A 25,617-nucleotide genomic window follows, 5' to 3' on the forward strand; every position below is an offset into this window, starting at 1 on the left:
TCAAAATGTCAGCGCCACCGCAGATCTGGAGCCATACATCTCATGTTTGCTGCGCGACAGCGCAGCCCGGAAGGGCTGGGTGATCTCCCACAGGTTCACACACAGGGCCTGAACCTTGCGCTATACCTGTGGGAGCTGGCTTGCCGGCGATAGGGCCATGACAGGCAACGCATCCCTGCAAATCAACCCACAAGCCTTGCCACCGGCCTCCACCACCTGCAATCGGTCATGACGGATTCCTGAAAATGAAAAGGCCGGGCATCTGCATGCCCGGCCCCCATGTTTCACGACAGCGCGATGAATGTTTTCACATTAATCTGCCATCATTGCCGCAACGCCTTACTTCTTGGCCACCTTGGTGCTGGCGCTGAGGTAGTCGATCAGGATGCGACCGGTCTCCGACAGGTAAGCGTCGTCTTCCGGCTTGGTGTTTTCATCCTCGACCGGCAGCGCGTCCTCGTCTTCTTTCTTAAGCTCTTTCAGCGGCTCTTCACCCTTGGCCTTGCGGCGGATGTTTTCCAGTGCCAACTGCTTGGCCTCGATGTCGTCGTGACGGGCGCGGCGGTCCTGCTCGTTGAGGCTGACGGTTTTCTCGTTCATCAACTTCTGGGTCAGGGCCAGGCGGTCGCGGATGTAGGTGAACTCGGCATCCTTGTCGCTGCGTGCTTCATGCTGCGCCTTGAGCTGGGCCAGGAACGGTTTGAACGGGTCGGCCGCCGGCTTGACCACCGGGCGAATGGTGTCCCACGGCATGGCTTCTGGCAGTGCGCTCTCGCCAATTTCCTTGGTGTCGATGATCGACGGGTAGTCGATGTCCGGCAACACGCCCTGGTGCTGGGTGCTCTGCCCGGAAACCCGGTAGAACTTGGCCAGGGTCAGCTTCAGCTCGCCATGGTTAAGCGGCTGGATGGTCTGCACGGTGCCTTTGCCGAAGGTCTGGCCGCCGATGATCAGCGCGCGGTGGTAGTCCTGCATGGCACCGGCGAAAATCTCCGAAGCCGAGGCTGACAAGCGGTTGACCAGCAACGCCAGCGGGCCCTTGTAGAAGGCGCCGGGGTTTTCATCTTCCAGCACGTCGACACGGCCGTCGCTGTTACGCACCAGCACGGTCGGGCCTTTCTCGATGAACAGGCTGGTCAGTTCGGTGGCTTCCTGCAGCGAGCCGCCACCGTTGTTGCGCAAGTCGATGACCACGCCGTCGACTTTTTCTTTTTGCAGTTCGGTGAGCAGTTTCTTCACGTCACGCGTGGTGCTCTTGTACTCCGGGTCGCCCGCGCGGTAGGCCTTGAAGTCGAGGTAGAAGGCCGGGATCTCGATGATGCCCAGCTTGTAGTCACGCCCGTCCTGCTTGAGCTTGAGTACCGACTTCTTCGCGGCCTGCTCTTCCAGCTTCACCGCTTCTCGGGTGATCGAGACGATCTTGCTGGTCTGGTCGCTAGGCGCGTTGCTGGCCGGGATGATCTCCAGGCGCACCACGGAGCCTTTCGGGCCTCGGATCAGCTTGACCACTTCGTCCAGGCGCCAGCCGACCACGTCGACCATTTCCTTGTTGCCCTGGGCCACGCCGATGATCTTGTCGGCCGGGGCCACCTGCTTGGTCTTGGCTGCCGGGCCTGCCGGCACCAGGCGCACGATCTTGACCTGGTCGTTGTCGCTTTGCAGCACGGCGCCGATGCCTTCCAGCGACAGGCTCATGTTGATGTCGAAGTTTTCTGCGTTGTCCGGCGACAGGTAGTTGGTGTGCGGGTCGTAGGACTGGGCGAAGGTGTTGATGTAGGCCTGGAAGATATCCTCGGCACGGGTCTGGTCCAGGCGCGCCAGCTGGTTCTTGTAGCGCTTGGTCAGGGTTTCCTGGATCTGCTTGGGTTCCTTGCCGGCGATCTTCTGGCGCAGCACTTCGTCTTTCACGCGCTTGCGCCACAGGTCGTCGAGTTCGGCCTGGCTCTTCAGCCACGGTGCGTCCTTGCGGTCGATCAGCAAGGTTTCCTTGGTGGTGAAGTCGATCTTGTCGACGCCCTTGTTCAGCTCGGCCAAGGCGAAGTCCAGGCGTTGCTTGACGCGGTCCAGGTAGCGTTTGTAGATGGTGAAGCCCGGGTCGAGGTTGCCGCTCTTGAGGAAATCGTCGAATTGCGTTTTCCATTTGTCGAACTCGGCAATGTCGGCCGCGGTGAAGTAGCTGCGCGCCGGGTCCAGCAGCTTGATGTAGCTGTCGTAGATGATGACCGAACGGGCGTCATCCAGAGGCGGCTTGCTGTAATGATGGCGCTTGAGCAATTCCACCACGTTGAGGCTGGCGACGATCTCGTCGCGGTCCGGCTGCAGGCTGTCCCATTTGTTGGCGGCCGCCGCATTGCCGCCGAGCGTAAGGCTACCCAGGCCAACCATCAGGGCCAGGGCGGTGCTTGGGAGGAAATGCTTCATGCTGATTTTACGTGGGGGCATTTGATCACGCATAGTAGGCCGTCTATTCCGTTCGCCGGTTCCAAGAGAGCCGGGCGCATACTGCAAAAAGCCTGGGCACGTGCTTGCCCAGGCTCGGTCATATGATTCAACTATGGAGGCACTGTGAAGGCATTGCAAGGCGTTGACGGACATGTGGCCTGGGTCGAGGCCGAGCGCCCGGCCTGTGACGCGGGCCAGGTGCGCATTCGCGTCGCTGCGGCGGGGCTGAACCGCGCCGATCTGCTGCAGATGAAAGGTTTGTACCCACCACCGCCAGGGGCCAGCCCGTACATGGGCCTGGAGTGTTCCGGGGTGGTTGCCGAGGTGGGTGCCGGTGCCGACTGGCGCGTGGGTGACCGCGTGTGTGCGCTGCTGGCCAGCGGCGCCATGGCCGAGGAAGTGGTGGTCGATGCCCGCCACGTGCTGCCGGTACCCGAGGGCCTGAGCCTGCATGAAGCCGCGGCACTGCCAGAGGTGTATGCCACCGCCTGGCTGAACATCTTCCAGCTCGGTGCAGTGAAGGCCGGCGAGAAGGTGCTGGTACACGCAGGGGCCAGCGGCGTGGGTTCGGCGGCCATTCAACTGTGCAAGGCGTTTGGCAGCCCGGTGTGGGTCAGCGTTGGCTCGGCGGACCGCCTGGCCTATTGCGAGGCGCTGGGGGCCGCTGGTGGCGTGGTGCGTAACCAGAACCTGGACGCGCTGGAAGGCTTCGGGCCGTTCGACGTGATCCTCGACCCGGTGGGGGCCAGTTATGGCGAGCTCAACCTCAAGCTGCTGGCCCGTGACGGGCGCTGGGTGATCATCGGCCTGATGGGCGGGCGCAAGTTCGAGCTGGACCTGGCACAGGTGCTGGGCAAGCGCCTGGAGATTACCGGCTCGACATTGCGTAACCGCGATGACAGCTTCAAGGCCGAACTGTTGCGCGAGTTGCTGCAGCAGGTGTGGCCGCTGTTTGCTGAAGGGCGGCTGTCGCCGCAGCTGGTCGATACCTACCCGGTGGAGTTTGCCCAGGCGGCGTATGCCGAACTGGAGACCAACCAGGTGTCGGGCAAGCTGGTGATGGTGATTGACCCAAGCCTGGTGTAAGCAGGCCCGGCCTCTTCGCGGCGGTTCGGCGCCCCGAAGAGGCCGGCACAGCCAATGCAAAAAGCTCAGGACCAACTCAGAACCGGCCAACCATTCTTCTCGGCATGCTCACGCAACACCGCATCCGGGTTCACCGCATACGGGTAATCCACCTTCAACAACAACGGCAGGTCATTCCTCGAATCGGAATAGAAACTCGCCCCCTCCAGGTTCTCCTGCTCCTGGTCCAGCCACTCCAGCAACCGGGTAATCTTGCCCTCGCGGTAGGTCAGTACCCCGTGGGTCTTGCCGGTATACACCCCGTTCACCGCTTCCAGCTCGATCCCCAGATACTCATCCACCCCCAGCCGCGCCGCAATCGGCCCCACCAGGTGCGTGCCTGAAGCAGAAATGATCAGGATGCGGTCACCGCGCTTGCGGTGCTCGGCAATGCAGCGGCAGGCGTCGCCGTAGATGATCGGCTCGATCACCTCTTCAACCCACGGCGCTACCAAATGCTCGACCTCTTCCAGGGTGCGCCCGGCAATCGGCTCCAGGCTGAAGGCCATGTAGTCCTCCATCTGCAGGTGGCCCTTGCCGTACGCCGCCATCAGCTCATGGTCGCGGCGCAGGAATTCGTTGCCGTCGACCCAGCCCAGCCGGGCCATCTGCTCGCTCCACAGCGACGCGCAGTCGCCGTGGATCAGGGTTTCGTCCAGATCGAAAATTGCCAATGCCATCGTATTGAATCTCCTTAGGCCACTTCGCGCAGCGCCGTGGGGTCGATCGACAAGGATACCCGTTGGCCATCGGCATGCAGGTCGGCCGGGGAGCGGTTGAGCACATCGACCACCAGCTCCACCTCGCGCACCTGCACCCGGTAGCGGATCACGTTGCCCAGCAGGCTGTGGCTGCGTACCTCGGCGTCCCGTTCGCCGTTGACGCCCAGGGTAATCGATTCAGGGCGGATCGCCAGGCGGCTGGCCACCGGGCGCTGCAGCAGGCGGCTGGCGCTGTCGGCATCGAGCAGGTTGTAGTTGCCAATGAAGCCGGCGGCAAACAGGTCCACCGGCGCGGTGTAGAGGGTTTCGGCATCGCCGCTCTGGACGATGCGCCCCTGGTTCATCAGGAAGATGCGGTCGGACAGGGTCAGCGCTTCTTCCTGGTCGTGGGTGACGAAGATGGTGGTCAGCCCCAGCTCGCGCTGGATGGCACGTATCTGCTCGCGCAGGTGCTTGCGGATGCGCGCATCCAGCGCCGACAGCGGCTCGTCGAGCAGCAGCAGGCGCGGGCGGGTGACCAGCGAACGGGCCAGGGCTACGCGCTGGCACTGGCCGCCCGACAACTGGTGCGGGTAGCGGCCGGCAAACGTGCCCAGCTCTACCAGTTCCAGCGCCTCGCGTACCCGCTGCTGGCTCTCGTCGGCCTTGACCTTCTGCATGCGCAGGCCAAAGGCGACGTTTTGCTCCACGGTCATGTTGGGGAACAGCGCATAGCTCTGGAACACCATGCCGATGCCGCGCTTTTGCGGGCTCAGCGGCACGATGTCCTGGCCATCCAGCAGGATCTGCCCGCTGTCCACCGGGGTCAGCCCGGCAATGCAGCGCAGCAGGGTGGACTTGCCGCAGCCGGAGGGGCCCAGCAGGGTGATGAACTCGCCGCGTTCGATATGGCAGTCGATGTTTTCGAATACCGGGCTGCCGGCGTAGCTTTTTTGCAGTTTCTGTACGCTGACGAAGCTCATGTCAGGACTTGTCCTTGTTCAGGCGGTTGGCAACCCAGGTCAGTACCAGCACGAAGGCAAAGTACGAGATCACCAGCGCGCTGTTGAAGTGGCCGCTGCTGTTGCGCATGTTGTTCAGGTACACCTGCAGGGTCTCGTAGCGCGTGCCGACCAGCAGGTTGGCGAACACGAATTCGCCGAACAGGAACGAGAACGACAGCAGCAGCGCCACCATCAGGCCCTTGCGCAGGTTGGGCAGCACCACCAGCAACGCGGCCTGCCAGGTGCTGGCGCCGAGCAACTGGGCGGCGTCCATCAGGTCGCGCAGGTTGATGGCCTGCAGGTTGTTGGTAATGGCCCGGTACATGAACGGCAGGGCGATGGTGAAGTAGCAGCCGATCAGGATCCACGGCGTGCCGACCATGGCCATTGGCCCGCTGCCGTACAACTGCAGCAGCCCCACCGACGACACCACCGGCGGTACCGCGAATGGCAGCAGGATCAGGATGTTCATCAGCGCGTCGAGCCTGGGGAAGTGGTAGTGGACCACGAACAGCAGCGGCAGGATCAGCACCACCGACAGCAGCAGTGCGCCCACGCACACCAGCAGCGACTGGCCGAAGGCTGCCAGGAAGCGCGGCTCGCTCCACAGCGCGATGTACCACTTGAAGGTCAGGCCGCTGGGCAGCAGGCTCGCCGACCAGCTGGTGGCCAGCGAGTAGAGCAGGGTGCCGGCCAGCGGCAGCAGCAGGATCAGGAACAGCAGGTAGACCACGACGCGGTGGTACCACCCGCCAGAACGCGAGTCAGCGCGCATGGTAGCTCCGTTTCAGTAGCCATTGGTGCACCACCGTGACCAGTGTCATCAGCCCTACCAGCACCATCGCCAGGGCACTGGCCAGGTTGGGGTCGAGGCTGATGTCACCGGCCACCAGGCCGGCGATGCGGATTGGCAGCACGTTGAAGTTGCCGGTGGTCAAGGCGTACACGGTGGCATAGGCACCCAGCGCGTTGGCCAGCAGGATGACGAAGGTGCCGAGCAGGGCCGGGGTCAGCACCGGCAGGCCGATGTGCCGCCAGAACTGCCAGTGGCTGGCGCCCAGCAGCGCAGCCGACTCGCGCCAGTCTTCGCGCAGGGCGTCGAAGGCGGGGTACAGCAGCAACACGCCCAGCGGGATCTGGAAGTAGGTGTACACCAGAATCAAACCGCTTTTGGAGTAGATGCTGAAGTCTTCCAGCAGGCCGACCTGTTTCAGCAGCAGGGTCAGTGCGCCGTTGAAACCGAGCAGGATGATAAAGGCGAAGGCCAGCGGCACCCCGGCGAAGTTGCTGGTCATGTTGGCGAAGGCGCTGACGAAGTCGCGCAGCCTCGAGTCGACCTGGCGCAGCGAATAGGCGCCCAGGGTGGCAATGACGATGCCGAACAGGCTCGACCAGAAGCTGATCTCCAGGCTGCGTTGCAGCGCCTGCAGGTAGAACTTCGAGGCGAACACCTTGCTGAAGTTGGCCACGCCCCAGCCGGCTTCCGATTGCAGGCTGTTGATTGCCACCCAGGCCAGCGGCGCGACCTGGAAGATGACGAAGAACACGGCGAACGGCAGCAGGCAGAGCAGGGCCAGGTATCGGCCACGGTTCACTTGAGCAGCTCCCGGCACACCGTCTTGTCGTGCGCGGCGCCCAGCAGTTCGCAGATGGTCCCGCACAGCTCGGTCTGCAGCGGCTTGGCCGCAGGGTCCAGGCTGAAGGCGTCGCCAAACACGAACAGCGGGACTTCGCGTTCTTCGGCCAGCAGGCCGTTGTGCGAGCGGTCGTTGTTCATGCCATGGTCGGCAGTGACCAGTACCTGGTAGCCCTCTTCGAGCCAGCCCGGCAGGTAGTCGGCCAGCAGGATATCGACGCTGCGCGCGGCGTTGCGGTACTGGCTGCTGTCCAGGCCGTGGCGATGGCCGACGTCGTCGATGCTCATCGGGTGAACCAGCAAAAAGTTCGGTGCATGGCGGCGGCGCAGGTATTCGCCGTCGGCCAGCAGGTGCGAGTCGGGGTAGCGGTCGTCCCAGTAGAACAGCCCGTGCTGGATCGGCAGCTTGGGCGCGTGGGTGTGGCGGTCACGTTGCGGGTCGAAGGGCGAGCGGTTGTACAGCTCGCTCATCCAGTGATACGCCGCCGCCGCAGTGCCCAGGTTGGCCTCGCGGGCGTAGTGGAACACGCTGCGCTGGTTGGACAGGCGGTTGACGTTGTTGTGCACGATGCCGCTGTCGATGGGCGGTACACCGGTGAGGATGCATTCGTACAGCGGCCGCGACAGCGACGGCAGTTCGCATTCCACGCGGTACAGTGCGGCGCGGTCGGCCTCGACATAGGCGTGCAGGTGGCCCATGGCGTGGTGGGCGACCTGGTAGTTGAGGCCGTCGAGCAGGACCAGGATGACGTTGTGTTGCATGGTGGCTCCAGTCATAAACCGCGTTGCCTTCATCGCCGGCAAGCCAGCTCCCACAGGGACCCCACATGGCTTGAGTCCTGTGGCGATCCTGTGGGAGCTGGCTTGCCGGCGATGAGGCCAGTCCAGGCGCTAAAGATGCTAGCCCGTTATTCCATCTCGATAATCACCTGCTCCTGCCACTTCTGCGGCAGTGCCTTGGAGGTTGCTTCCCAGGCCTCGGCATTCTTGATCGGTTGCGCCGCCCCGTACTGCTCGTTCGGCAGCAGCTTGGCCTGCACATCCGCTGGCAGTTTCAGGTGCTCGGCACGAATTGGCCGCGCGTGCCCCTTGGCCAGGTTGATCTGCCCGGCATCGCTGAAGATGTATTCGCGGGTCAGCTTGGCCGCGTTGGGGTGCTTGGCGTACTTGTTGATGACTGTGGTATAGCCGGAAATCACCGAGCCATCCGACGGGATCAGTACTTCAAAACGCTTGGGGTCGATCTGCTCGCGGTAGCTCAGGCCGTTGAAGTCCCAGACCACGCCCACTTCAACCTCGCCCTTTTCCAGGGTCTGGATGGTCGGGTTGGCCAGCGACAGGCGTTTCTGTTGGGCCAGCTTGGTGAACAGCTGCAGGCCCGGTTCGATGTTGCTCTCGTCACCCTTGTAGGCAATTGCCGCAGCCAGCACGCCGTTGGCGGCCTGGGCCGCGGTGCCTACGTCACCGATGGCGACCTTGTACTTGCCTTTTTCCAGGTCATGCCAGGTTTTCGGGCGTTCGCCTTCCTTGACCAGGTCTTTGTTGATGATGAAGGCGATGGTGCCGGTATAGGCCAGCGCCCAGTGGCCGTCCTTGTCCTTGGCCCATTCCGGTACCTGGTCCCAGGTGCTGGGTTTGTACGGCTGGCTGACACCCTTGGTCACGGCGATCGGGCCGAAGGCGGCACCCACGTCACCGATGTCGGCGCTGGCGTTGTCCTTCTCGGCCTCGAACTTGGCCAGCTCCTGGGCCGAGCTCATGTCGGTGTCGCTGTGCTTGAGGCCATATTTGCTGGCCAGGTCTTCCCAGGTGCCTTTCCAGTTGGCCCAGGCGTCGGGCATGCCCACGCTGTTGACGGTGCCTTCCTTCTTGGCGGCGTCTTCCAGGGCCTTGAGGTCGGTGCCGGCGGCCATGGCCGTGGTACACAACGCGATAGCCGAACCGAGCAGTGACGCCATGAAGAACTTTTTCATCCGAAGCTCCTTGGGGTGGGTGCCTTTGCGATCGTAGTTATGGAAAGCCGTTGCGAGCGGTTGACTGGCACCTTTGGTCTAGGTCAGCAAACCTTGAGCCAAGGTAGGCCGCTTGCGTGACAGTTTGATGTAGGGAAGGGCCGCTTGCAGCCCTGAAGCTACAGCGTAGACCACGCGATCGCCCCGGTTCTGCTGGCTTGGCGCGTTTCTGGCAATAGCTGGGCAAGCCTTTGTCACAGGATGTTCATTAGCCCTGCCTAGGCTTGCACTATTCTCCACATGCCCTGTGATGGGGCTGGACTAGTCCAGATAGGTAACCTTTTGATGCAGTCGACGCCACCGCGTGCGGTAACAGCCATCTGCCATGCCCTGCAGGAGCAGATCGAGCACGGCCTGTTGGCGCCGGGCGGCAAGCTGCCGGCCGAGCGCCGGCTCAGCGAAGTGTTCGACACCACACGCATTACCCTGCGCGAGGCGCTGGTGCAGCTGGAGGCCCAGGGCCTGATCTACCGCGAAGAACGGCGTGGCTGGTTTGTTGCGCCGCAACGGCTGACCTACGACCTGATCGAGCGCAGCCATTTCCATGCCATGGTGCGTGACCAGGGCCGTGAGGCCAGTACCGAACTGCTGTCGGCGCGGCTGCAGCCGGCCTCGGCGGCCATCTGCGCGCGCCTGCAGTTGCCGGCGTTGTCGAGCGTGGTGCGGATCTGCCGGTTGCGGCGCATTGATGGGCGGGCGGTGCTGTATGCCGAGCACTACCTCAACCCGAGCTACTTCCCGGACATTCTCGAGCAGGACTTGGCGCAGTCGCTGACCGAGATCTACGGGCGGGTGTATGGCATCGAGTATGGGCAGGTGTGCTTCGAAATTTTGCCGACCGCGTTGCCGGTGGAGGCGGCCAGTGCGCTGAAGGTGTCGGCGGGTAGCCCGGGGTTGCACATTACCCGGGTCAACAGTGACCAGCATGGGCACCTGATCGACTGTGACCTGGAGTATTGGCGGCATGATGCCATTCGCATTCGTGCCCAGGCGGGTTGATCATGGATCCTGGGGCCGCTTTGCGCCCCATCGCGACACAAGGCCGCTCCTACAAGGATCGCGTAACCCTGTAGGAGCGGCCTTGTGTCGCGATGGGGCGCAAAGCGGCCCTAATTCGACGCTGTGTTGCTTTCTGTCATGCCCCCACCCCCAGCCGTCACCACCTGCACCGACAACCGCGGCGTCGCCAGATCCAGCCCGGCCTCGTCCAGCTGCCGCTTCAACGCCAGGTTGAACGCCCGCGACACTTCCCACTGTTTGATCGGCGCGGTCTTGAACCGGGCCCGCAAGATCGCCGACCCTGACTCGAAGCTTTCCACACCCTGCAGCTCCAGCGGTGACCAGATGTTGCGCCGCATCAGAGGGTCGTTGCGCAGCTTCTGCCCGACTTCGCGGATCAGCGTGATGGCCTGGTCGATGTTCATGCTGTGCGGAATCGCAACGCGGAAGATCGCGTAGCCAAACTCGCGCGAGTAGTTCTTGATGCTCTTGATCTCGCTGAACGGAATGGTGTGCACGATGCCGTCGATATCGCGCAGGCGCACGGTACGAATGGTCAGCCCCTCCACCGTGCCCAGGTGGCCGCCGACATCCACATAGTCGTCGATCGCCAGCGAGTCCTCGATGATGATGAACAGCCCGGTGATCAGGTCGGCCACCAGCGACTGCGCGCCAAAGCCGATGGCCAGGCCGATCACACCGGCACCGGCCAGCAGTGGGGTGACGTTCATGCCCATGTTGGCCAGGGCAACGATCACCGCAATGATGAAAATGACCACGAACATCACGTTGCGGATCAACGGCATCATGGTTTGCGCGCGGGCGTTGGCCAGGCCCCGGCGCGAGCGCACCAAGGCGTGGTGCACGGCGGTGTCGGCGAGGATCCACACCAGCCAGGCGACGATCAGCGTGCCGGCCAGGCCCAGCAGGCGCACGCTGATATCGTGGCCGTCGCCCTCGGCGAAACTGATCATCGACAGGCCCCACACGCGCAGGCCCAGTTCGATGAACAGCAGCCAGATGAACAGGTGCACCAGCAGGTAGCCGAAGTTGCGCAGGCGCTCGGCGTACACTGCCTGGCGCTTGCTGGCGCGCTTGGGGTTGGCGGCGTGGCGGCGTACCAGGCCGTTGAGCACCATGCACACCACCACCAGCACGGTGCACATCAGCGACTGGCGCAGGGCGGTGCTGGTGTCGCCGGCAGAGACGAAGGTGGCGAACAGCGAGATGGCCACCAGGATCAGCGCCGGGATGAACCAGAAGCTGCCGAGGATCTCGATGGTGTCGCTGAGCGTGCGCCGGGTCAGGCGCCGTGACAGCGGCTGGTTGCGGATCAGGTGGGCGATCGGGCGGCGGAAGCGCAGGATGAACAACCCGGTGCACAGCGCGGCAATCACGTTGGCCAGGGTCGCAAGGGCGTGTGCCAGGTGGGTGCCCAGGGCTACCAGCATGCGTGGGTCGCTCATCGCCTCGCCAAATGCAGCGAAGCTGCCGATCAGCCATAGCGGGCGGAACGCCTGGTGCCGCAGGATATGCAGGGCACGGTGGCGGTGCGGGCCGTCAAGCAGCGAAAAGGCGATGACGCAGATGGCCGAGAAGCAGGTACCGACCACCAGCGCGTAGGCCAGCACCATGGCCAGCGACTTGCCCAGCGACGGCGGCAGCACGAAGCTCAGGTACACGGTGAACACCAGCGCTACCAGCCACGGGCCGAGCTTGCGCAAGGCAAAGCGCACCAGGTCCCAGGTGCGTGGGTGTTGTGGCAGCTCTTCGCTCAGGCCAAAGCGCAGGCGTATCCGGTGCCCGACCCAGTTGAAGGCGTAGGCCAGCAGGCTCCATACAGCGATCACGGCGGCAAAGCCGAACAGGATGGCCGGCCACTGGTGCACGGGCACCATCAGTTCGGTCAATTCGGCCTGGGCCTGCTCGATTTCCCCGGCCCAGCGGTAGAACGGGCTGGCGTCACCGCTGAACTGCTTTTCAAAGTCATGCAAGGCGCCGCCGATCAGGCCAAGCACGCCCTGTTCCACACTGGGTTGTGATTGCTTGGTGGCGTCGCGCAGTTTTTTCAGGTCGGCCAGCAGCTTGGCCCGTTGCTGGTCGTTCTCGAGGTTCTTGATTACCTCGTCCAGTGACTTACCCAGTGGCTCAGTGGCCTCCGGTTGGGCGGGCGCACTGCTGCCCAACAGGCTCGGCAGGCCCGCCGCCTGTACCGGAGTGATGGACAGCAACAGCAGCAGGAACAGGTAACGCAGAAGGGCAGGCACTGGCAAATCTACCTCAGGTCAAACGATTGGCCGAGTGTAGAGGTTTATGTCGGCAGTTTCTCGAGGATCTTCCAGCAGGTGAGGCCGAAGATACCCAAAGTGCCGATCCACATCATCAGCACACCGATATTGCGTTCGCGCATGCTGAAGCCGATGGTCAGCAACAGCAGGAACAGAAACACCGGCACGAACAGGGACAGGAACGGGGACATGGACAGCAATCCTTTTGCAGTGGGCCATGTAACAAGCATAGCGGGTAGCAGGCGAAGCGGGATTGACCTTGGGCAGGTCCGGCCCTATCGCCGGCAAGCCAGCTCCCACAGAGTCTCCACAGGCCCATGTGTTTTGGGCACCTGTGGAGATCCTGTGGGAGCTGGCTTGCCGGCGATAGGGCCAGACCTGCCTACATCAAGGCAACTCGCGGCAACGGTAGAACGCCGTCAGCACCTTCACCAGGTGCGCCAGGTCATGGCTGCCACACAGCTCGCGAATCGAGTGCATGGCAAAGGTCGGCAAGCCGATATCCACCGTGCGCACACCCAGGTGGCTGGCCGCGATCGGCCCGATGGTCGAGCCGCAGCCCATGTCGCTGCGTACCACAAAGCTCTGCACAGGCACTTCTTCGGCCATGCATAGGTGGCGGAAGAACCCGGCGGTTTCGCTGTTGGTGGCGTAGCGCTGGTTGTTGTTCACCTTGATCACCGGCCCGGCGTTGAGCTTGGGCCCGTGGTTGCCGTCGTGCTTGTCGGCGTAGTTGGGGTGCACGCCGTGGGCGTTGTCGGCCGACACCATCAGCGAGCGCTGGATGGTGCGCACGTAGGCGTCACCCTCGGGCAGCAGGCGCTGCAGGGTCTGCTCCAGCATCGGGCCGTCGGCACCACAGGCTGAGCAACTGCCGACTTCTTCGTGGTCGGTGCACACCAGCACGCAGGTTTCATCGCTGTCGGCGGCCAGCAAGGCCTGCAGGCCGGCGTAGCACGACAGCAGGTTGTCCAGGCGGGCGCCGGCAATGAAGTCGCCGTTCAGGCCGATCAGGGCAGCGTCCTGGGTGTCGTAGAAACTCAGCTCGTAATCCAGCACCACATCGGCAATCAGCTCGTGTTCGCGGGCCAGTTGCTCGGTGAGCAGGGCGCGGAAGTCGATGCGCTCGTCACCGGCCACCTGGGCTAGGATCGGCGGCAGTTCGTTCTGCGGGTTGATCGCCCAGCCTTCGTTGGCGGTACGGTTCAGGTGGATCGCCAGGTTGGGGATGATCGCGATCGGCAATGTGAAGTCGATCAGCTGGCTTTCCACCTTGCCATCACGGCGGTAGGTGACACGCCCGGCCAGCGACAGGTCGCGGTCGAACCACGGCGCCAGCAGGGCGCCGCCATACACTTCCACGCCCAGTTGCAAAAAGCCCTGGCGCTGCAGCTCAGGCTGCGGCTTGACCCGCAGGCACGGGCTGTCGGTGTGCGCGCCGACCATGCGGATGCCGTTCAGCAGCGGGGCCTGCTTGCCCAGCTTGATGGCGATGATCGAAGAGTCGTTACGGGTAACGTAGTAGCGGCCGCCAGGCACCGTGGCCCAGCTGTCGCGCTCGTCCAGGCGCTGGTAGCCGGCAGCCTCAAGGCGCTGGGCCAGGCTGGCGGTGGCGTGGAAGGGCGTGGGGGAGGCCTTGAGGAAGTCGATAAGGCCAGAATTCAGTACATCGCGCATAACTCACTCCAATTCGAGCTTCAAGCCATAAGCTACAAGCTTCAAGCAAAGCCAGCCCGCGGAGCAAGCTCCCACGCGATCTGCCTTGGCTTTTTCTTGTAGCTTGTAGCTTGAAACTTGCAGCTTAAAAAGGCGCCGGGCACTCGAATTTCACCCGCTCCCCGGACACAGGGTGGGTAAAGCTCAGCATCGAAGCATGCAGGCACAGCCGCTCATGGGCCGCCAGCGCTTCAGGGTTGGCATACAGCCGGTCACCCAGCAGCGGGTGCCCGATCGACAGCATGTGCACGCGCAACTGGTGCGAACGCCCGGTAATCGGGGTTAGTTCCACCCGGCAGTGATCACCGCAGCGCTCGACGATGCGCCAGAACGTCAGCGCATGCTTGCCTTGCTCGTGGTCGACCACATGGCGTGGCTTGGTTGGCGGGTCGTAGCGCAGCGGCAGGTCGATGCTGCCGCTGTCCAGCGCCGGCTGGCCCCAGCACAGGGCGGTGTAGGCCTTTTCGGTTTCACGGTCGTGGAACTGGCGCGACAGCTCGCGGTGGCTGTCGGCATCGCGGGCCAGCAGGATGATGCCCGAGGTTTCCCAGTCCAGGCGGTGCACGATCAGCGCGTCGGGGTAGCCGTTTTCCTGCAGGCGGGTGATCAGGCAGTCCTTGTTGTCCTCGGCACGGCCGGGTACCGACAGCAGCAGGGTCGGTTTGTTGATCACCAGGATGGCGGCGTCTTCGTGCAGGATCTGGATGTTGGACAGCGGCATTGCTTGGTCTCGGTTATATCGGGAAAAACCAATGGGGCCGCTTTGCGGCCCATCGCCGGCAAGCCAGCTCCCACAGGTAACGCGCGGACCCTGTGGGAGCTGGCTTGCCGGCGATGGGCTGCAAAGCAGCCCCAATGGCCAAATGCGCGGATCAGCGATCCGGCAAGGTAATGTTCAGCTCCAGAATCGAGCAGCTGCCCTGGTTTTCCAGCTCGATATGCACGTCGTCGTTGCCGATGTTCACATACTTGCGGATCACTTCCAGCAGTTCTTTCTGCAGCGCCGGCAGGTAGTCCGGTTCGCTGCGTTGGCCGCGCTCGTGCGCCACGATGATCTGTAGACGCTCTTTCGCTACCGACGCGCTGGTCTGTTTCTGTCTGCCACGAAAGAAGTCAAAAAGGTTCATGGTTTACTTGCCTCCAAACAGTCGCGCGAAGAATCCTTGCTTCGGCACTTCGATGAACCGCAGGGGCTTTTCTTTGCCCAGCAGACGGTCGACGGTATCGCTGTAGGCCTGGCCAGCATCGCTCTGGTCGTCGAGGATGACCGGGATACCCTGGTTGGAAGCCTTGAGTACTGCCTGGGACTCGGGAATCACGCCCTTGAGCTTGATTGCGAGGATTTCTTCGACGTCGGCGATGCTCAGCATTTCGCCCTTTTCCACGCGCTCCGGGTGGTAGCGGGTGATCAGCAGGTGTTCCTTGATCGGCTCTTCGCCGTTTTCGGAGCGGCGCGACTTGCTCGACAGAATGCCCAGCATGCGGTCGGAGTCACGTACCGAAGATACTTCAGGGTTGGTCACCACGATCGCTTCGTCGGCGAAGTACATGGCCAGGTGTGCGCCTTTCTCGATACCGGCTGGCGAATCGCAGATGACGTAGTCGAACTGCTCTTTCAGCTCCATCAGTACCTTTTCCACGCCTTCCTGGGTCAGCGCGTCCTTGTCACGGGTCTGGCTTGCGGCCAGCACGTACAGGTTCTCGAGGCGCTTGTCCTTGATCAGGGCCTGTTGCAGGTTGGCTTCGCCGTTGACCACGTTGACGAAGTCGTAAACCACGCGGCGTTCACAGCCCATGATCAGGTCGAGGTTACGCAGGCCCACGTCGAAGTCGACGATAACGGTCTTGTGGCCGCGCAGTGCGAGGCCGGTACCAATGGCGGCGCTGGTGGTGGTCTTGCCCACACCCCCCTTGCCGGAAGTAACCACGAGAATCTTGGCCAAGGTGTTTCACCCCTAAAATAGTCGGGACACGGGTCCCTGCAAAAAACTGAAATAGCTTGAAACTTGATAGCTCAAATAAAGGCAACAATAAAAAGTTGCGCTAAAAATGTGGGCAAGTATCCGTTAAAGACGGGTGATGTTCAACACGTCACCAGACAGGCTGACTTGCACGCCACTACCCCACAGCGGGTCGCGGCGCAGGTCTTCGCAGACCCTGTACTGGCCGGCGATGGAGACCATTTCGGCGGTCATCTGCTGGCAGAAGATACGCGCTTTGGTATTGCCTTTGATGCCGGCCAGGGCGCGCCCGCGCATGGCGCCGTACACATGGATGTTGCCATCGGCCAGAAGTTCCGCACCCGGGCTGACCGAAGCGGTAACTATCAAATCGCCACCTTGCGCATATATCTGCTGGCCGCCGCGTACTGGCGAAGTAATGATGCGGGTCGGGCGCACTTCGGGTTCCGGAGCAGGTGCTGGCGCCGGGGCCGGTTCGGGCTTTTTCACCACTTCGGGCTCGGGGTCCAGCGGCCGCTCGCGGGCGCCGGACGGTGGCAGCACCGGCAGGTCGATGGCAATGGCGGCCGCAATGTCCTCGATGCGGTTGGCACGGATGGCCAGCGTACGCAGGCCGTGGTGGCGGCAGATCCGCATCAAGCCGGGCAGGTCGATTGCCCCTTCGTCGGCTGGCAGCTTGTCCAGCGCCAGCACCAGCGGCGTGTTGCTGAAGAAGTTCGGTGCCTGGGCGACTTTTGCCGCCAGCTGGCGGTCGAGGGCTTCAAGGTCATTGCGCGCCAGTTCCAGAACAGTAATGGCAAGCATGCTGCCCTTGAGCTGGAACACGGAGGCGGTGTCGGGTGTGTGGTTTGGGCTCATGGTCTGCATAGACGGCTTGTTGCGAAAAAAGTGCCCTGACTTATAACGAGAACACCGGTTGCCCGCAACATGCACTGATCCGTTGTAGAATGCGCGGCCTTTGTCTTTCCGGATGCTTCAATGGAACGCCCGCGTTTTCGCCGCTATTACCTTCATCCCAAGTTCTGGGGCCTGTGGCTGGGCCTGGGCCTGCTGTGGCTGGTGGTCCAGTTGCCGTATCGGGTGCTGTTGAAGATCGGTGCCGCGCTGGGCGCGGTGATGTATCGCTTTGCCGGTGAGCGGCGGCGTATTGCTGCGCGCAACCTGGAGCTGTGTTTCCCGGAGCTGTCAGTCGACGAACGGCAGCGTTTGCTCAAGGCCAATTTTGCGTCCACCGGTATTGCCTTCTTCGAAATGGCCATGAGCTGGTGGTGGCCCAAGGCCCGGCTGGCACGCCTGGCCCACATCGAAGGCCTGGAGCACCTGCAGGCCGCCCAGCAGGCGGGGCAGGGCGCGATCCTGATGGCGGTGCACTTCACCACCCTGGAAATCGGCGCCGCGCTGCTGGGCCAGCAGCACACCATCGACGGCATGTACCGCGAGCATGGCAACGCGTTGTTCGACTTCATCCAGCGCAGTGGCCGTGAACGCCATAACCTCGATTCGCTGGCGGTGGAGCGCGAGGACGTGCGCGGCATGCTCAAGCTGCTGCGCTCGGGCCGGGCGATCTGGTACGCGCCGGACCAGGACTATGGCGCCAAGCAGAGCATCTTCGTGCCGCTGTTCGGTATACCGGCGGCGACCGTGACGGCTACCACCAAATTTGCCCGGCTGGGCAAAGCGCAGGTGATTCCATTCACCCAGAAGCGCCTGGAGGATGGCAGCGGCTATCGTCTGGTCATTCACCCGCCGTTGGCGGACTTCCCCGGGGAAAGCGAAGAGGCCGACTGCCTGCGCATCAACCAGTGGGTTGAAAGTGTGTTGCGCGAATGCCCCGAGCAGTACCTGTGGGCGCACCGCCGGTTCAAGTCGCGGCCCGAAGGGGCGCCGCGGCTGTATGACAAGAAAAAGCGCTGATTTTTGTGTTGCCTGTGCTGGCCCTATCGCCGGCAAGCCAGCTCCCACAGGTCCGCACAATGCCTGGGCCTGTGCTGATCCTGTGGGAGCTGGCTTGCCGGCGATAGGGCCCGAGCAGACTTACTCGGCTATCTGCAACTTGCGCGCCTGCGTATACACATACCGCACCTTCTCGTACTCGAACGGCGAATTCAGCTGGCCATAGCGGAAATTGGTGGTATAGCGCTTGTCGACCACGCGCAGGGCAAAGATTTCCGGGTGGTCGGTGCTGGCTTCGGCCACGTTCAGGTAGTTGATCGCCTGCTCGCCGGCATAGTCCACCACCAGCCCGGTGGTATCGCGCAGGTTCGACGGGCCCAGCACCGGCAGCATCAGGTACGGCCCTTCAGGTACGCCGTAGAAGCCCAGGGTCTGGCCAAAGTCCTCGCTCTGGCGTGGCAGGCCCATGCTGGTTGCCGGGTCCCACAGCCCACCCACTCCAATGAGGGTGTTGAACATCAGCCGTGCGGTAATCTCGGCCGAGCGCTTGGCCTTGAGCTGCAACACGCTGTTGAACAGGTTCGGCACATCGCCCAGGTTGTTGAAGAAGTTGCTCACCCCGGTACGCACGAAGCTTGGCGTTACATACTGGTAGCCGTTCACCAGTGGCAGCAGCACCCACTGGTCCAGCCGGTAGTTGAAGTGGTAAATGCGCCGGTTCAGCGACTCCAGCGGGTCATACACGTTCAGCGCCTCGAGGGTGGACCGCTCGAACTCGCGCTGGTCCAGCCCGGGGTTGAATTTCAGCTCGCGCAGCGGGTCGATGAAGCCGTCGGCCTCAGGCACCAGCGGGGCGCTGCCGACTACCTGCGGGTCGGCCTCGACCACGCTGGCCCGCGGCGCGGTTTCGGCGGCCAGGGTGTGGCCAGCGGCAAGCAGGGCAGTGGCGAAGAGGAGTTTGTTAACCACGGAAGAACTCCAGCATGGCGTCACTGTTGACGCGGTAGTTGAGGTTGCCGCAATGGCCGCCATGGGGGTAAAGGGTCAGGCGGTCACCGAACACCTTGCGCAGGAAACCGATGTCGCCCGGGCCGAGGATGACGTCGTCGGCGTTGTGCATCACGGCAATCTTGTCGCTGCTGCGCAGGTAGTCTTCCAGCGCATACAGGCTGACCTGGTTGACCAGCTGCAGGATGCTGTTGCCGTCGGTGCGGGCACGCCACATCGGGATCACCTGCTCGGTCATGTAGCAGTCGAAGTCGCACTGCAGCGCACGCTTGAAGAACGGCGTAAGGCTGCTGCCCTCGGTGATCGGGAACTTCGGCGGAATGATCAGGCCGCGGCGGTTGATCAGGTCGGAAGTAAAGGCAATGTCTGCCGCCGAGAAGCGGAACGAGGTGCCGATGAGCATGGCCATCTGTTCGTTGGACAGGTGCTGTTTGGACTGCTGGAAGTCGTACAGCAGGGCGTCGTTGAGGTCGATGTAGCCCTTGTCCTGGAAGTAGCGGGTGAGTTTTTCCAGCATCAGCTCGTAGAAGGTGGTGCTACGGTCGATGCCCTTGACCTGGGTTTGCACCAGCTTGTCGAGGTTGTTGATCGAGGTGTACAGGTTGACCGGCGGGTTCAGCAGCAGCACGCGCTTGAAGTTGAAGCTGCGGCGGGTTTCGTCCAGGTGGCTGACGAAGGCGGCATCGAGCGCACCCAGGCTGTAGCCGGTCAGGTAGAACTCGCTGATCGGCAGGCGCGGGTGCTGGGCACGCACGGCCTGCATCACCCGGTACATGTCTTCGGCGTCTTCCTGGCTGATGCCGGGGGTGGCGAAGCGCGAAGCAGCGCTCATGAAGTCGTAGCTGGTCGGTGACGACAGCTGCACCACGTGGAAGCCGCCCTGATAGAACAACTTCTTCAGGTATTCATTGATGGTGCTGCTGTAGGGGGCACCCGTGCCGGCGATGATGAAGATCAGCGGCGCTTCGTGGTCCTGGCGCGCCAGGCGGTACTTGAGCTTTTTCACTGCCCAGAAGTTGTCGGGCAGGGTGAACTCGCGCTCCGGGCGCAGGTTCAGGCTGTAGTCGGACTGGTCGATTTCATCGTCGCCGGGCAGGGTCGGGCGCTGGTCCGGCGGCGTGGTGGCAATGGTTGCCTCGAACGGGTTGGTCAAGGGGTAGCCATAGCTTGCCGCGTCGATATCCCGCGCAGAAGCGGCCACAGCCATGAGCAGGCTGCCGAGCAGGGCAGCGAGGCGCAAAGATCGAAGCATGTAATCCCCCAAAAGAACGCAAGGTCGAGCAGTGTGCAGGCTAGGACCACAGCCAACCGGGCAAGTTGCCCGTTGCGGTGGCCTTTGGTGTACTTGTTATCTGCAACATAGCTGCAGGGTTGTGATTTTGCCTTACAACGGGCCATAAGCGATCATGGATGCTTTCGATGACCGCTATTGGAGAACAGGATGTCTCGTTCGCTGCCGGCTGCGCTGCTGGTGCTGTTTATCGGGCTGTGGCTCGCAGCCAGCTATGGCGTGCGCTATGGGCTGATGGAGGATGGCCAGTGGGTGGGGCTGTGTACGGTGCCCACGGCGTACTGGCAGTGCGAAGTACGCGCCTTGCTGGGGCTTGGCATTCACCACCAGGTACTGGCCTGGGGTGGGCTGGGCCTGGCGCTGCTGGCGCAGGTCGTTGCCGGCCGCGCGGGATGGTGGCTGGCGGTGCTGGCCCTGGTGTTCGCGGTACCGGCGCTGGTGCTGTATACCGCCAGCATTGCCGTGTTTGCGCTGGTGCTGGCGGGGTTGCGCCTTGTAAGAGAAGCCAAGGCGACGCGGTCCCTGTAGGAGCGGCCTTGTGTCGCGATGGGCCGCGCAGCGGCCCCAGGATGCATGGAGCAGCACAGATTGCCGGGGCCGCCTTGCGGCCCATCGCGACACAAGGCCGCTCCTACACGGACCGCGCCGGCTGTAGGAGCGGGCGCAGCCGTAAGCTGCGCCACAACGCCGCCGTCATCAACACGCTCACCACTGCCCAAGCCCAGGCCTGCTGGCTCTGCAACCCTTCGACAAACAGCTGCGGCGCCACCCCGGCACCGACGATAAAGGCCAGCAACGCCACCTCCGCGCGCCGCGCGCGCACCGGCCACAGCACGTACACCAGCGCCGGCAATGCCAGCGCCGCGCTGGGGAAGCTGCGGTAGCGCGGGTCGAACACCATCGCCAGCATGCTCACCGCCGCAGCAAAGCCCGCCGCCAGCAGCAACCAGCCGGCCCGCGCTTGCAACCAGGCGAACACCTGCTCGCGCCAACCCGCCCGCTGCGCCAGCGCCAACAGCGCATGGGCCAGCACCAGCAGGTTCAGCCCTGCCAGCAATACTGCCCACAACCATTCCCCGGCAAAGCGCGCGTGGGTGCGCATCAGTTCGCCCCACAAACCCAGGCAACCGGCGCCAAACGCTGCCAGCAATGGCAACAGCACCGCCGCCAGCGGCGTAGCAGGGCGCCCGGCCAGTATCAGCATGACCCCCATCAGCACGGCACTGGCCAGCAACCACTGCGGCCAGTACTGCAGGTTGCTCACCGGCCCTTCGAGCACCCCTTTGTCCTGCCGGTCGGCGTCGTACAGCCCCCAGTAACCGCCCACCGCGCCTTCGTTGGCGCGCTTCCACGGCTGGTCGAACGCTTCGATCAGGTTGTAGTGCCAGCCGTTACGCTCGGCCATGGCCACAAAATTTCGAATGAAGCGCGCCTCGTTGACCCGGCTGGGGACCGCGGTCTCGCGCTGGCGGCCTTCGCTGGGCCAGCCGGTTTCGCCAATCAGGATGTCCTTGGGCGCAAAGCGTGTGCCGAACACCCGGCGCACATCGGCCACATGGGCCAGGGCTTCGTCGATGCCGCGCGGTTCGTCTTCCCAGTAGGGCAGCAGGTGGATGGTCAGAAAGTCCACCGCCGGGGCAATCTGTGGGTGCTGCAACCAGAACTCCCAGACATCGGCGTAGGTCACCGGCACCTTCACCTGGCTTTTCACCCAGGCAATCAGCTTGGCCAGGTGTGCACCGGTCACCTCCTTGCGCAGCAGCGTCTCGTTGCCCACGATCACCGCGCTGACCACATCAGGGTTGGCGTTGGCAGCGGCGATCAGCAGGTTAATTTCCCGGTCGGTATCGGCCGGGTGGCTGTTCACCCAGGCGCCGAGCATCACCTTCAGGCCATGCTTGCGCGCCAGTGCCGGAATTGCCTCAAGGCCGGTCTGGGAATAAGTACGGATGCACTGAAATCGCTCAGCCAGCAAGGCCAGGTCGGCGTCCATGCGCTGCGGGCGCAGGCGAAACGGCTGGTCGTAGGGCGACTGGTCCTTGTCGAACGGGGTGTATGAGGCGCATTGCAGCTTGTGCGTCGGGCTGGCAGCGTCGGGCAGTTGCACTGGCTTGCCCAGCCCGTACCAGAGCGCTCCCAGCCCCAGCAGGGCCAACAGGCAGGCAAGCAGGTACAACGGCAGCAGCAGGCGGGCAGAACTGGGCATCGGGCGGTCCATCGTCAGGCGCAAAAGGTTAGATAGTAGCCCGGCGCCAAACCTTTGGCATGCAAGGATCGCGCAGGCCACTGCAGGCCGATGGCGCTAATGGCACAGTGCTGTCGCATATGGGGCGGGTACAGGTCGCAGTTGGATCAGGTCGCCCGGTGTGGCAGGAAGATGATGCAATCTCCAAGACCTGACGAGGGGATGCTTTGATGGCAACTTTGAAAAAAATGCGACGTTTCCTGGGTGTAGGCACCGCCCTGGTACTGGGAATGAGCGCAGCACAGGCAATGGCCAAAGAAGTCAGTATTGGCTACGTGGATGGTTGGGCCGACAGTGTGGCGACCACCAACGTGGCTGCCGAAGTGATCAAGCAGAAACTCGGCTACGACGTGAAGTTGCAGGCCGTGGCCACCGGGATCATGTGGCAGGGTGTGGCGACCGGCAAGCTCGATGCCATGTTGTCGGCCTGGTTGCCGGTAACCCATGGCGAGTACTGGGCCAAGAACAAGGACAACGTGGTCGACTACGGCCCGAACTTCAAGGACGCCAAGATCGGCCTGATTGTGCCTGAGTACGTCAAGGCGGTGAGCATCGCCGACCTCAAGACCGACAGCAGCTTCAAGCAGAAGATTGTCGGCATCGACGCCGGTTCCGGCGTGATGATCAAGACCGATCAGGCAATCAAGGACTACGACTTGAGCGGTTACAAGCTGCAGGCCAGTTCTGGCGCGGCGATGACCGCAGAGCTGGGCCGTGCCTATGCCAAGCAGCAGTCGATTGCAGTGACCGGCTGGGTGCCGCACTGGATGTTCGCCAAGTGGAAACTGAAGTTCCTCGAAGACCCGAAAGGCGTGTATGGCGCGGCGGAAACCGTGAACAGTATCGGCAGCAAGGAACTGGCAACCAAGGCACCGGAAGTGGCGGAGTTCCTGAAGAAGTTCAACTGGCAGTCCAAAGACGAGATTGGTGAGGTGATGCTGGCGATTCAGGAAGGGGCCAAGCCTGAAGCGGCGGCCAAGGATTGGGTGGCCAAGCACCCTGACCGCGTGAAGGAGTGGACTGGCAAGTAAGCGCTGGAATCCCTGGGGCTGCTTTGCAGCCCATCGCGACACAAGGCCGCTCCTACAGGTGTATGCGGTCCCCTGTAGGAGCGGCCTTGTGTCGCGATGGGCCGCGCAGCGGCCCCCGCTTTTTTACCGATTCGGTAAAACACCGTTGCATCTAAGACTAAGGTCGTCTGGTTGGCGTCCATCGGCAGCATAAAGTAAGGGTGTGGGTACCATCCCCTACCTGTGCTGCTAGGACAAAAACAATGAACGACAGCATTTACCTCTCGATACAAAACAGCCCCCGCTTCAAGGAGCTGGTTACCAAACGCGAACGGTTCGCCTGGATTCTCTCGGCGATCATGCTCGGCCTTTACTGCGCCTTCATCCTCCTTATTGCCTACGGTCCTCAGATACTGGGCGCCAAGCTCAGCCCTGAGTCGTCGATCACCTGGGGCATTCCCCTGGGCGTCGGCCTGATCATCTCGGCATTCGTCCTGACCGCCATCTACGTACGCCGCGCCAACGGTGAATTCGATGAGCTGAACAAGGCCATCCTGAAGGAGGCGCAACAATGATTCGCCACGCCAAAACCCTGGCCGTTCTGGCCTGCGGAGCCTTTGCACCCGCCGTGTGGGCCGCCGATGCCCTGACCGGCGAGGTGCAGAAACAACCGCTGAACGTTGCTGCGATCGCCATGTTCGTGGCCTTCGTCGCCTTCACCCTGGGCATTACCTACTGGGCCTCCAAACGCAACAAGTCGGCGGCGGACTACTACGCCGCCGGCGGCAAGATCACCGGTTTCCAGAACGGCTTGGCGATTGCCGGCGACTACATGTCGGCCGCCTCGTTCCTGGGTATTTCCGCGCTGGTGTTCACCTCTGGCTATGACGGCCTGATCTACTCGATCGGCTTCCTGGTCGGCTGGCCGATCATCCTCTTCCTGATTGCCGAACGCCTGCGCAACCTGGGCAAGTACACCTTCGCCGACGTGGCCTCGTACCGCCTCGGGCAAAAGGAAATCCGTACCCTGTCGGCCTCCGGTTCGCTGGTGGTGGTGGCGTTTTACCTGATCGCGCAGATGGTCGGTGCCGGCAAGCTGATCGAGCTGCTGTTCGGCCTGGACTACCACGTGGCGGTGATTCTGGTGGGTATCCTGATGTGCCTGTACGTGCTGTTCGGCGGCATGCTGGCCACTACCTGGGTACAAATCATCAAGGCCGTGCTGTTGCTGTCCGGTGCCAGCTTCATGGCCCTGATGGTCATGAAACACGTGGGCTTCGACTTCAACACGCTGTTCTCCGAAGCGATCAAGGTGCATGCCAAGGGCGAAGCGATCATGAGCCCGGGCGGCCTGGTCAAGGACCCGATCTCGGCATTCTCGCTGGGCCTGGCGCTGATGTTCGGTACCGCTGGCCTGCCACACATCCTCATGCGCTTCTTCACCGTCAGTGACGCCAAGGAAGCCCGCAAGAGCGTGCTGTACGCCACCGGCTTCATCGGCTACTTCTACATCCTCACCTTCATCATCGGCTTTGGCGCCATCCTGCTGGTCAGCACCAATCCGGACTTCAAGGACGCCGCCGGCGCCCTGCTGGGCGGCAACAACATGGCAGCGGTGCACCTGGCCAATGCCGTGGGTGGCAGTGTGTTCCTCGGCTTCATCTCGGCAGTGGCCTTCGCCACCATCCTGGCGGTGGTTGCCGGCCTGACCCTGGCCGGTGCCTCGGCGGTGTCCCACGACCTGTACGCCAGCGTCTGGCGCAAAGGCAAGGCCAACGACAAGGACGAGATCCGCGTATCGAAGATCACCACCGTCGCGTTGGGTGTGCTGGCGATCGGCCTGGGTATCCTGTTCGAGAAGCAGAACATCGCCTTCATGGTCGGCCTGGCATTCTCCATCGCTGCCAGCTGCAACTTCCCGGTACTGCTGCTTTCCATGTACTGGAAGAAACTGACCACCCGCGGCGCCATGATCGGCGGCTGGCTGGGCCTGGTGAGTGCGGTGACGCTGATGATTCTCGGCCCGACCATCTGGGTACAGATCCTGGGCCACGAAAAACCGATCTACCCGTACGAGTACCCGGCGCTGTTCTCGATGGCGATTGCCTTCGTCAGCATCTGGTTCTTCTCGGTGACCGACAAGTCCAAGGCGGCTGAAGACGAGCGCGCGTTGTTCTTCCCGCAATTCGTGCGTTCGCAGACCGGCCTGGGGGCATCGGGCGCTGTTTCGCACTGATCCATCAGGGAATAAAAAAACCGCGCCTTGGCGCGGTTTTTTTATGTTTG

24 protein-coding genes are annotated in these 25,617 nt (G+C 62.8%); 7 read left to right on the forward strand and 17 right to left on the reverse strand.

Annotated elements, in window-relative coordinates; genetic code table 11:
* Positions 1–339: 339 nt before the first annotated feature.
* Positions 340–2,421: a carboxy terminal-processing peptidase gene (locus ACI2KG_RS19570; RefSeq protein WP_404662941.1), complete on the reverse strand. Its 2,082-nt coding sequence runs from the start codon at positions 2,419–2,421 to the stop codon at positions 340–342.
* 144 nt (positions 2,422–2,565) lie between these two features.
* Between ACI2KG_RS19570 and ACI2KG_RS19575 the strand changes: the two genes are divergently transcribed.
* Complete coding sequence (locus tag ACI2KG_RS19575) at positions 2,566–3,528, forward strand: NAD(P)H-quinone oxidoreductase (protein WP_404662942.1); 963 nt, start codon at positions 2,566–2,568, stop codon at positions 3,526–3,528.
* A gap of 65 nt (positions 3,529–3,593) precedes the next feature.
* On the opposite strand, the gene ACI2KG_RS19580 is transcribed toward ACI2KG_RS19575, so the two are convergent.
* The 6 genes from ACI2KG_RS19580 to ACI2KG_RS19605 form a co-directional block, all read right to left on the reverse strand.
* Positions 3,594–4,247 carry an HAD family hydrolase gene (locus ACI2KG_RS19580; protein ID WP_404662943.1) on the reverse strand — a complete coding sequence of 218 codons (654 nt, stop codon included), beginning with the start codon at positions 4,245–4,247 and terminating at the stop codon, positions 3,594–3,596.
* Between the two features lie 14 nt (positions 4,248–4,261).
* Entirely contained in the window at positions 4,262–5,251 is a 990-nt protein-coding gene (locus ACI2KG_RS19585) for an ABC transporter ATP-binding protein (protein WP_404662944.1), read from the reverse strand.
* Position 5,252: 1 nt separating this feature from the next.
* Positions 5,253–6,047: an ABC transporter permease gene (locus tag ACI2KG_RS19590; RefSeq protein ID WP_404662945.1), complete on the reverse strand. Its 795-nt coding sequence runs from the start codon at positions 6,045–6,047 to the stop codon at positions 5,253–5,255.
* Positions 6,037–6,867, reverse strand: a complete 831-nt coding sequence (locus ACI2KG_RS19595) for an ABC transporter permease (RefSeq protein WP_400620182.1) — start codon at positions 6,865–6,867, stop codon at positions 6,037–6,039. Before ACI2KG_RS19595 ends, ACI2KG_RS19590 begins: the two co-directional genes overlap by 11 nt.
* Entirely contained in the window at positions 6,864–7,670 is an 807-nt protein-coding gene (locus ACI2KG_RS19600) for an alkaline phosphatase family protein (RefSeq protein WP_201204784.1), read from the reverse strand. The genes ACI2KG_RS19595 and ACI2KG_RS19600 overlap by 4 nt, the downstream gene beginning before the upstream one ends.
* A 146-nt stretch (positions 7,671–7,816) precedes the next feature.
* On the reverse strand, positions 7,817–8,881 hold the full coding sequence (locus tag ACI2KG_RS19605; protein WP_201204782.1) for an ABC transporter substrate-binding protein: 1,065 nt from the start codon (positions 8,879–8,881) through the stop codon (positions 7,817–7,819).
* Between the two features lie 324 nt (positions 8,882–9,205).
* On the opposite strand from ACI2KG_RS19605, the gene ACI2KG_RS19610 reads away from it, so the two are divergent.
* Complete coding sequence (locus ACI2KG_RS19610) at positions 9,206–9,919, forward strand: UTRA domain-containing protein (RefSeq protein WP_404662946.1); 714 nt, start codon at positions 9,206–9,208, stop codon at positions 9,917–9,919.
* 110 nt (positions 9,920–10,029) lie between these two features.
* Here ACI2KG_RS19610 and ACI2KG_RS19615 read toward each other — a convergent pair whose 3' ends face one another.
* The 7 genes from ACI2KG_RS19615 to minC all read right to left on the reverse strand — a co-directional run bounded on the left by ACI2KG_RS19615 (position 10,030) and on the right by minC (position 16,751).
* Positions 10,030–12,186 (reverse strand): mechanosensitive ion channel family protein, encoded by a 2,157-nt coding sequence (locus ACI2KG_RS19615; protein WP_400620192.1) that lies wholly within the window; start codon positions 12,184–12,186, stop codon positions 10,030–10,032.
* Positions 12,187–12,230: 44 nt separating this feature from the next.
* Positions 12,231–12,398, reverse strand: coding sequence for a hypothetical protein (locus tag ACI2KG_RS19620; RefSeq protein ID WP_012271002.1), 168 nt, complete (start codon positions 12,396–12,398; stop codon positions 12,231–12,233).
* Between the two features lie 196 nt (positions 12,399–12,594).
* Positions 12,595–13,884 carry a M18 family aminopeptidase gene (locus tag ACI2KG_RS19625; protein ID WP_404662947.1) on the reverse strand — a complete coding sequence of 430 codons (1,290 nt, stop codon included), beginning with the start codon at positions 13,882–13,884 and terminating at the stop codon, positions 12,595–12,597.
* Between the two features lie 124 nt (positions 13,885–14,008).
* Positions 14,009–14,644, reverse strand: coding sequence for an RluA family pseudouridine synthase (locus ACI2KG_RS19630; RefSeq protein WP_404662948.1), 636 nt, complete (start codon positions 14,642–14,644; stop codon positions 14,009–14,011).
* Between the two features lie 151 nt (positions 14,645–14,795).
* Positions 14,796–15,050: a cell division topological specificity factor MinE gene (minE, locus tag ACI2KG_RS19635; RefSeq protein ID WP_003252572.1), complete on the reverse strand. Its 255-nt coding sequence runs from the start codon at positions 15,048–15,050 to the stop codon at positions 14,796–14,798.
* Between the two features lie 3 nt (positions 15,051–15,053).
* Positions 15,054–15,866: a septum site-determining protein MinD gene (minD, locus tag ACI2KG_RS19640; protein ID WP_201204763.1), complete on the reverse strand. Its 813-nt coding sequence runs from the start codon at positions 15,864–15,866 to the stop codon at positions 15,054–15,056.
* Between the two features lie 123 nt (positions 15,867–15,989).
* Positions 15,990–16,751, reverse strand: coding sequence for a septum site-determining protein MinC (gene minC / locus ACI2KG_RS19645; RefSeq protein ID WP_404662949.1), 762 nt, complete (start codon positions 16,749–16,751; stop codon positions 15,990–15,992).
* A 111-nt stretch (positions 16,752–16,862) separates the two neighbouring features.
* Here minC and ACI2KG_RS19650 point away from each other — a divergent pair, with 111 nt between their 5' ends.
* Positions 16,863–17,798: a lipid A biosynthesis lauroyl acyltransferase gene (locus tag ACI2KG_RS19650; protein ID WP_400620204.1), complete on the forward strand. Its 936-nt coding sequence runs from the start codon at positions 16,863–16,865 to the stop codon at positions 17,796–17,798.
* A 120-nt stretch (positions 17,799–17,918) separates the two neighbouring features.
* On the opposite strand, the gene ACI2KG_RS19655 is transcribed toward ACI2KG_RS19650, so the two are convergent.
* Positions 17,919–18,665 (reverse strand): VacJ family lipoprotein, encoded by a 747-nt coding sequence (locus ACI2KG_RS19655; RefSeq protein WP_400620310.1) that lies wholly within the window; start codon positions 18,663–18,665, stop codon positions 17,919–17,921.
* Between the two features lie 73 nt (positions 18,666–18,738).
* Positions 18,739–20,037 (reverse strand): serine/threonine protein kinase, encoded by a 1,299-nt coding sequence (locus ACI2KG_RS19660; RefSeq protein WP_404662950.1) that lies wholly within the window; start codon positions 20,035–20,037, stop codon positions 18,739–18,741.
* Between the two features lie 189 nt (positions 20,038–20,226).
* On the opposite strand from ACI2KG_RS19660, the gene ACI2KG_RS19665 reads away from it, so the two are divergent.
* Positions 20,227–20,604 (forward strand): hypothetical protein, encoded by a 378-nt coding sequence (locus ACI2KG_RS19665; protein WP_404662951.1) that lies wholly within the window; start codon positions 20,227–20,229, stop codon positions 20,602–20,604.
* 103 nt (positions 20,605–20,707) lie between these two features.
* Here the strand turns inward: ACI2KG_RS19665 and ACI2KG_RS19670 are convergent, their stop codons facing one another.
* Positions 20,708–22,294, reverse strand: a complete 1,587-nt coding sequence (locus ACI2KG_RS19670) for a beta (1-6) glucans synthase (RefSeq protein WP_404662952.1) — start codon at positions 22,292–22,294, stop codon at positions 20,708–20,710.
* Between the two features lie 197 nt (positions 22,295–22,491).
* Between ACI2KG_RS19670 and ACI2KG_RS19675 the strand changes: the two genes are divergently transcribed.
* The 3 genes from ACI2KG_RS19675 (at position 22,492) to ACI2KG_RS19685 (ending at position 25,567) form a co-directional block, all read left to right on the forward strand.
* Positions 22,492–23,352 carry a glycine betaine ABC transporter substrate-binding protein gene (locus tag ACI2KG_RS19675; RefSeq protein ID WP_201204746.1) on the forward strand — a complete coding sequence of 287 codons (861 nt, stop codon included), beginning with the start codon at positions 22,492–22,494 and terminating at the stop codon, positions 23,350–23,352.
* Between the two features lie 242 nt (positions 23,353–23,594).
* Positions 23,595–23,906, forward strand: coding sequence for a DUF485 domain-containing protein (locus ACI2KG_RS19680; protein WP_201204745.1), 312 nt, complete (start codon positions 23,595–23,597; stop codon positions 23,904–23,906).
* Positions 23,903–25,567, forward strand: coding sequence for a cation acetate symporter (locus ACI2KG_RS19685; protein ID WP_404662953.1), 1,665 nt, complete (start codon positions 23,903–23,905; stop codon positions 25,565–25,567). Before ACI2KG_RS19680 ends, ACI2KG_RS19685 begins: the two co-directional genes overlap by 4 nt.
* Positions 25,568–25,617: the final 50 nt, after the last annotated feature.

The organism is Pseudomonas sp. NPDC089407, assembly GCF_044900445.1.
GTDB lineage: Bacteria > Pseudomonadota > Gammaproteobacteria > Pseudomonadales > Pseudomonadaceae > Aquipseudomonas.

Coding starts and splice junctions, on each gene's coding strand:
- ACI2KG_RS19570 (WP_404662941.1), bottom strand. CDS start 2,421: ATGAAGCATTTCCTCCCAAGCACCGCCCTGGCCCTGATGGTTGGCCTG.
- ACI2KG_RS19580 (WP_404662943.1), bottom strand. CDS start 4,247: ATGGCATTGGCAATTTTCGATCTGGACGAAACCCTGATCCACGGCGAC.
- ACI2KG_RS19585 (WP_404662944.1), bottom strand. CDS start 5,251: ATGAGCTTCGTCAGCGTACAGAAACTGCAAAAAAGCTACGCCGGCAGC.
- ACI2KG_RS19590 (WP_404662945.1), bottom strand. CDS start 6,047: ATGCGCGCTGACTCGCGTTCTGGCGGGTGGTACCACCGCGTCGTGGTC.
- ACI2KG_RS19600 (WP_201204784.1), bottom strand. CDS start 7,670: ATGCAACACAACGTCATCCTGGTCCTGCTCGACGGCCTCAACTACCAG.
- ACI2KG_RS19605 (WP_201204782.1), bottom strand. CDS start 8,881: ATGAAAAAGTTCTTCATGGCGTCACTGCTCGGTTCGGCTATCGCGTTG.
- ACI2KG_RS19610 (WP_404662946.1), top strand. CDS start 9,206: ATGCAGTCGACGCCACCGCGTGCGGTAACAGCCATCTGCCATGCCCTG.
- ACI2KG_RS19620 (WP_012271002.1), bottom strand. CDS start 12,398: ATGTCCCCGTTCCTGTCCCTGTTCGTGCCGGTGTTTCTGTTCCTGCTG.
- ACI2KG_RS19625 (WP_404662947.1), bottom strand. CDS start 13,884: ATGCGCGATGTACTGAATTCTGGCCTTATCGACTTCCTCAAGGCCTCC.
- ACI2KG_RS19630 (WP_404662948.1), bottom strand. CDS start 14,644: ATGCCGCTGTCCAACATCCAGATCCTGCACGAAGACGCCGCCATCCTG.
- minE (WP_003252572.1), bottom strand. CDS start 15,050: ATGAACCTTTTTGACTTCTTTCGTGGCAGACAGAAACAGACCAGCGCG.
- minC (WP_404662949.1), bottom strand. CDS start 16,751: ATGCAGACCATGAGCCCAAACCACACACCCGACACCGCCTCCGTGTTC.
- ACI2KG_RS19650 (WP_400620204.1), top strand. CDS start 16,863: ATGGAACGCCCGCGTTTTCGCCGCTATTACCTTCATCCCAAGTTCTGG.
- ACI2KG_RS19660 (WP_404662950.1), bottom strand. CDS start 20,037: ATGCTTCGATCTTTGCGCCTCGCTGCCCTGCTCGGCAGCCTGCTCATG.
- ACI2KG_RS19665 (WP_404662951.1), top strand. CDS start 20,227: ATGTCTCGTTCGCTGCCGGCTGCGCTGCTGGTGCTGTTTATCGGGCTG.
- ACI2KG_RS19670 (WP_404662952.1), bottom strand. CDS start 22,294: ATGGACCGCCCGATGCCCAGTTCTGCCCGCCTGCTGCTGCCGTTGTAC.
- ACI2KG_RS19675 (WP_201204746.1), top strand. CDS start 22,492: ATGGCAACTTTGAAAAAAATGCGACGTTTCCTGGGTGTAGGCACCGCC.
- ACI2KG_RS19680 (WP_201204745.1), top strand. CDS start 23,595: ATGAACGACAGCATTTACCTCTCGATACAAAACAGCCCCCGCTTCAAG.
- ACI2KG_RS19685 (WP_404662953.1), top strand. CDS start 23,903: ATGATTCGCCACGCCAAAACCCTGGCCGTTCTGGCCTGCGGAGCCTTT.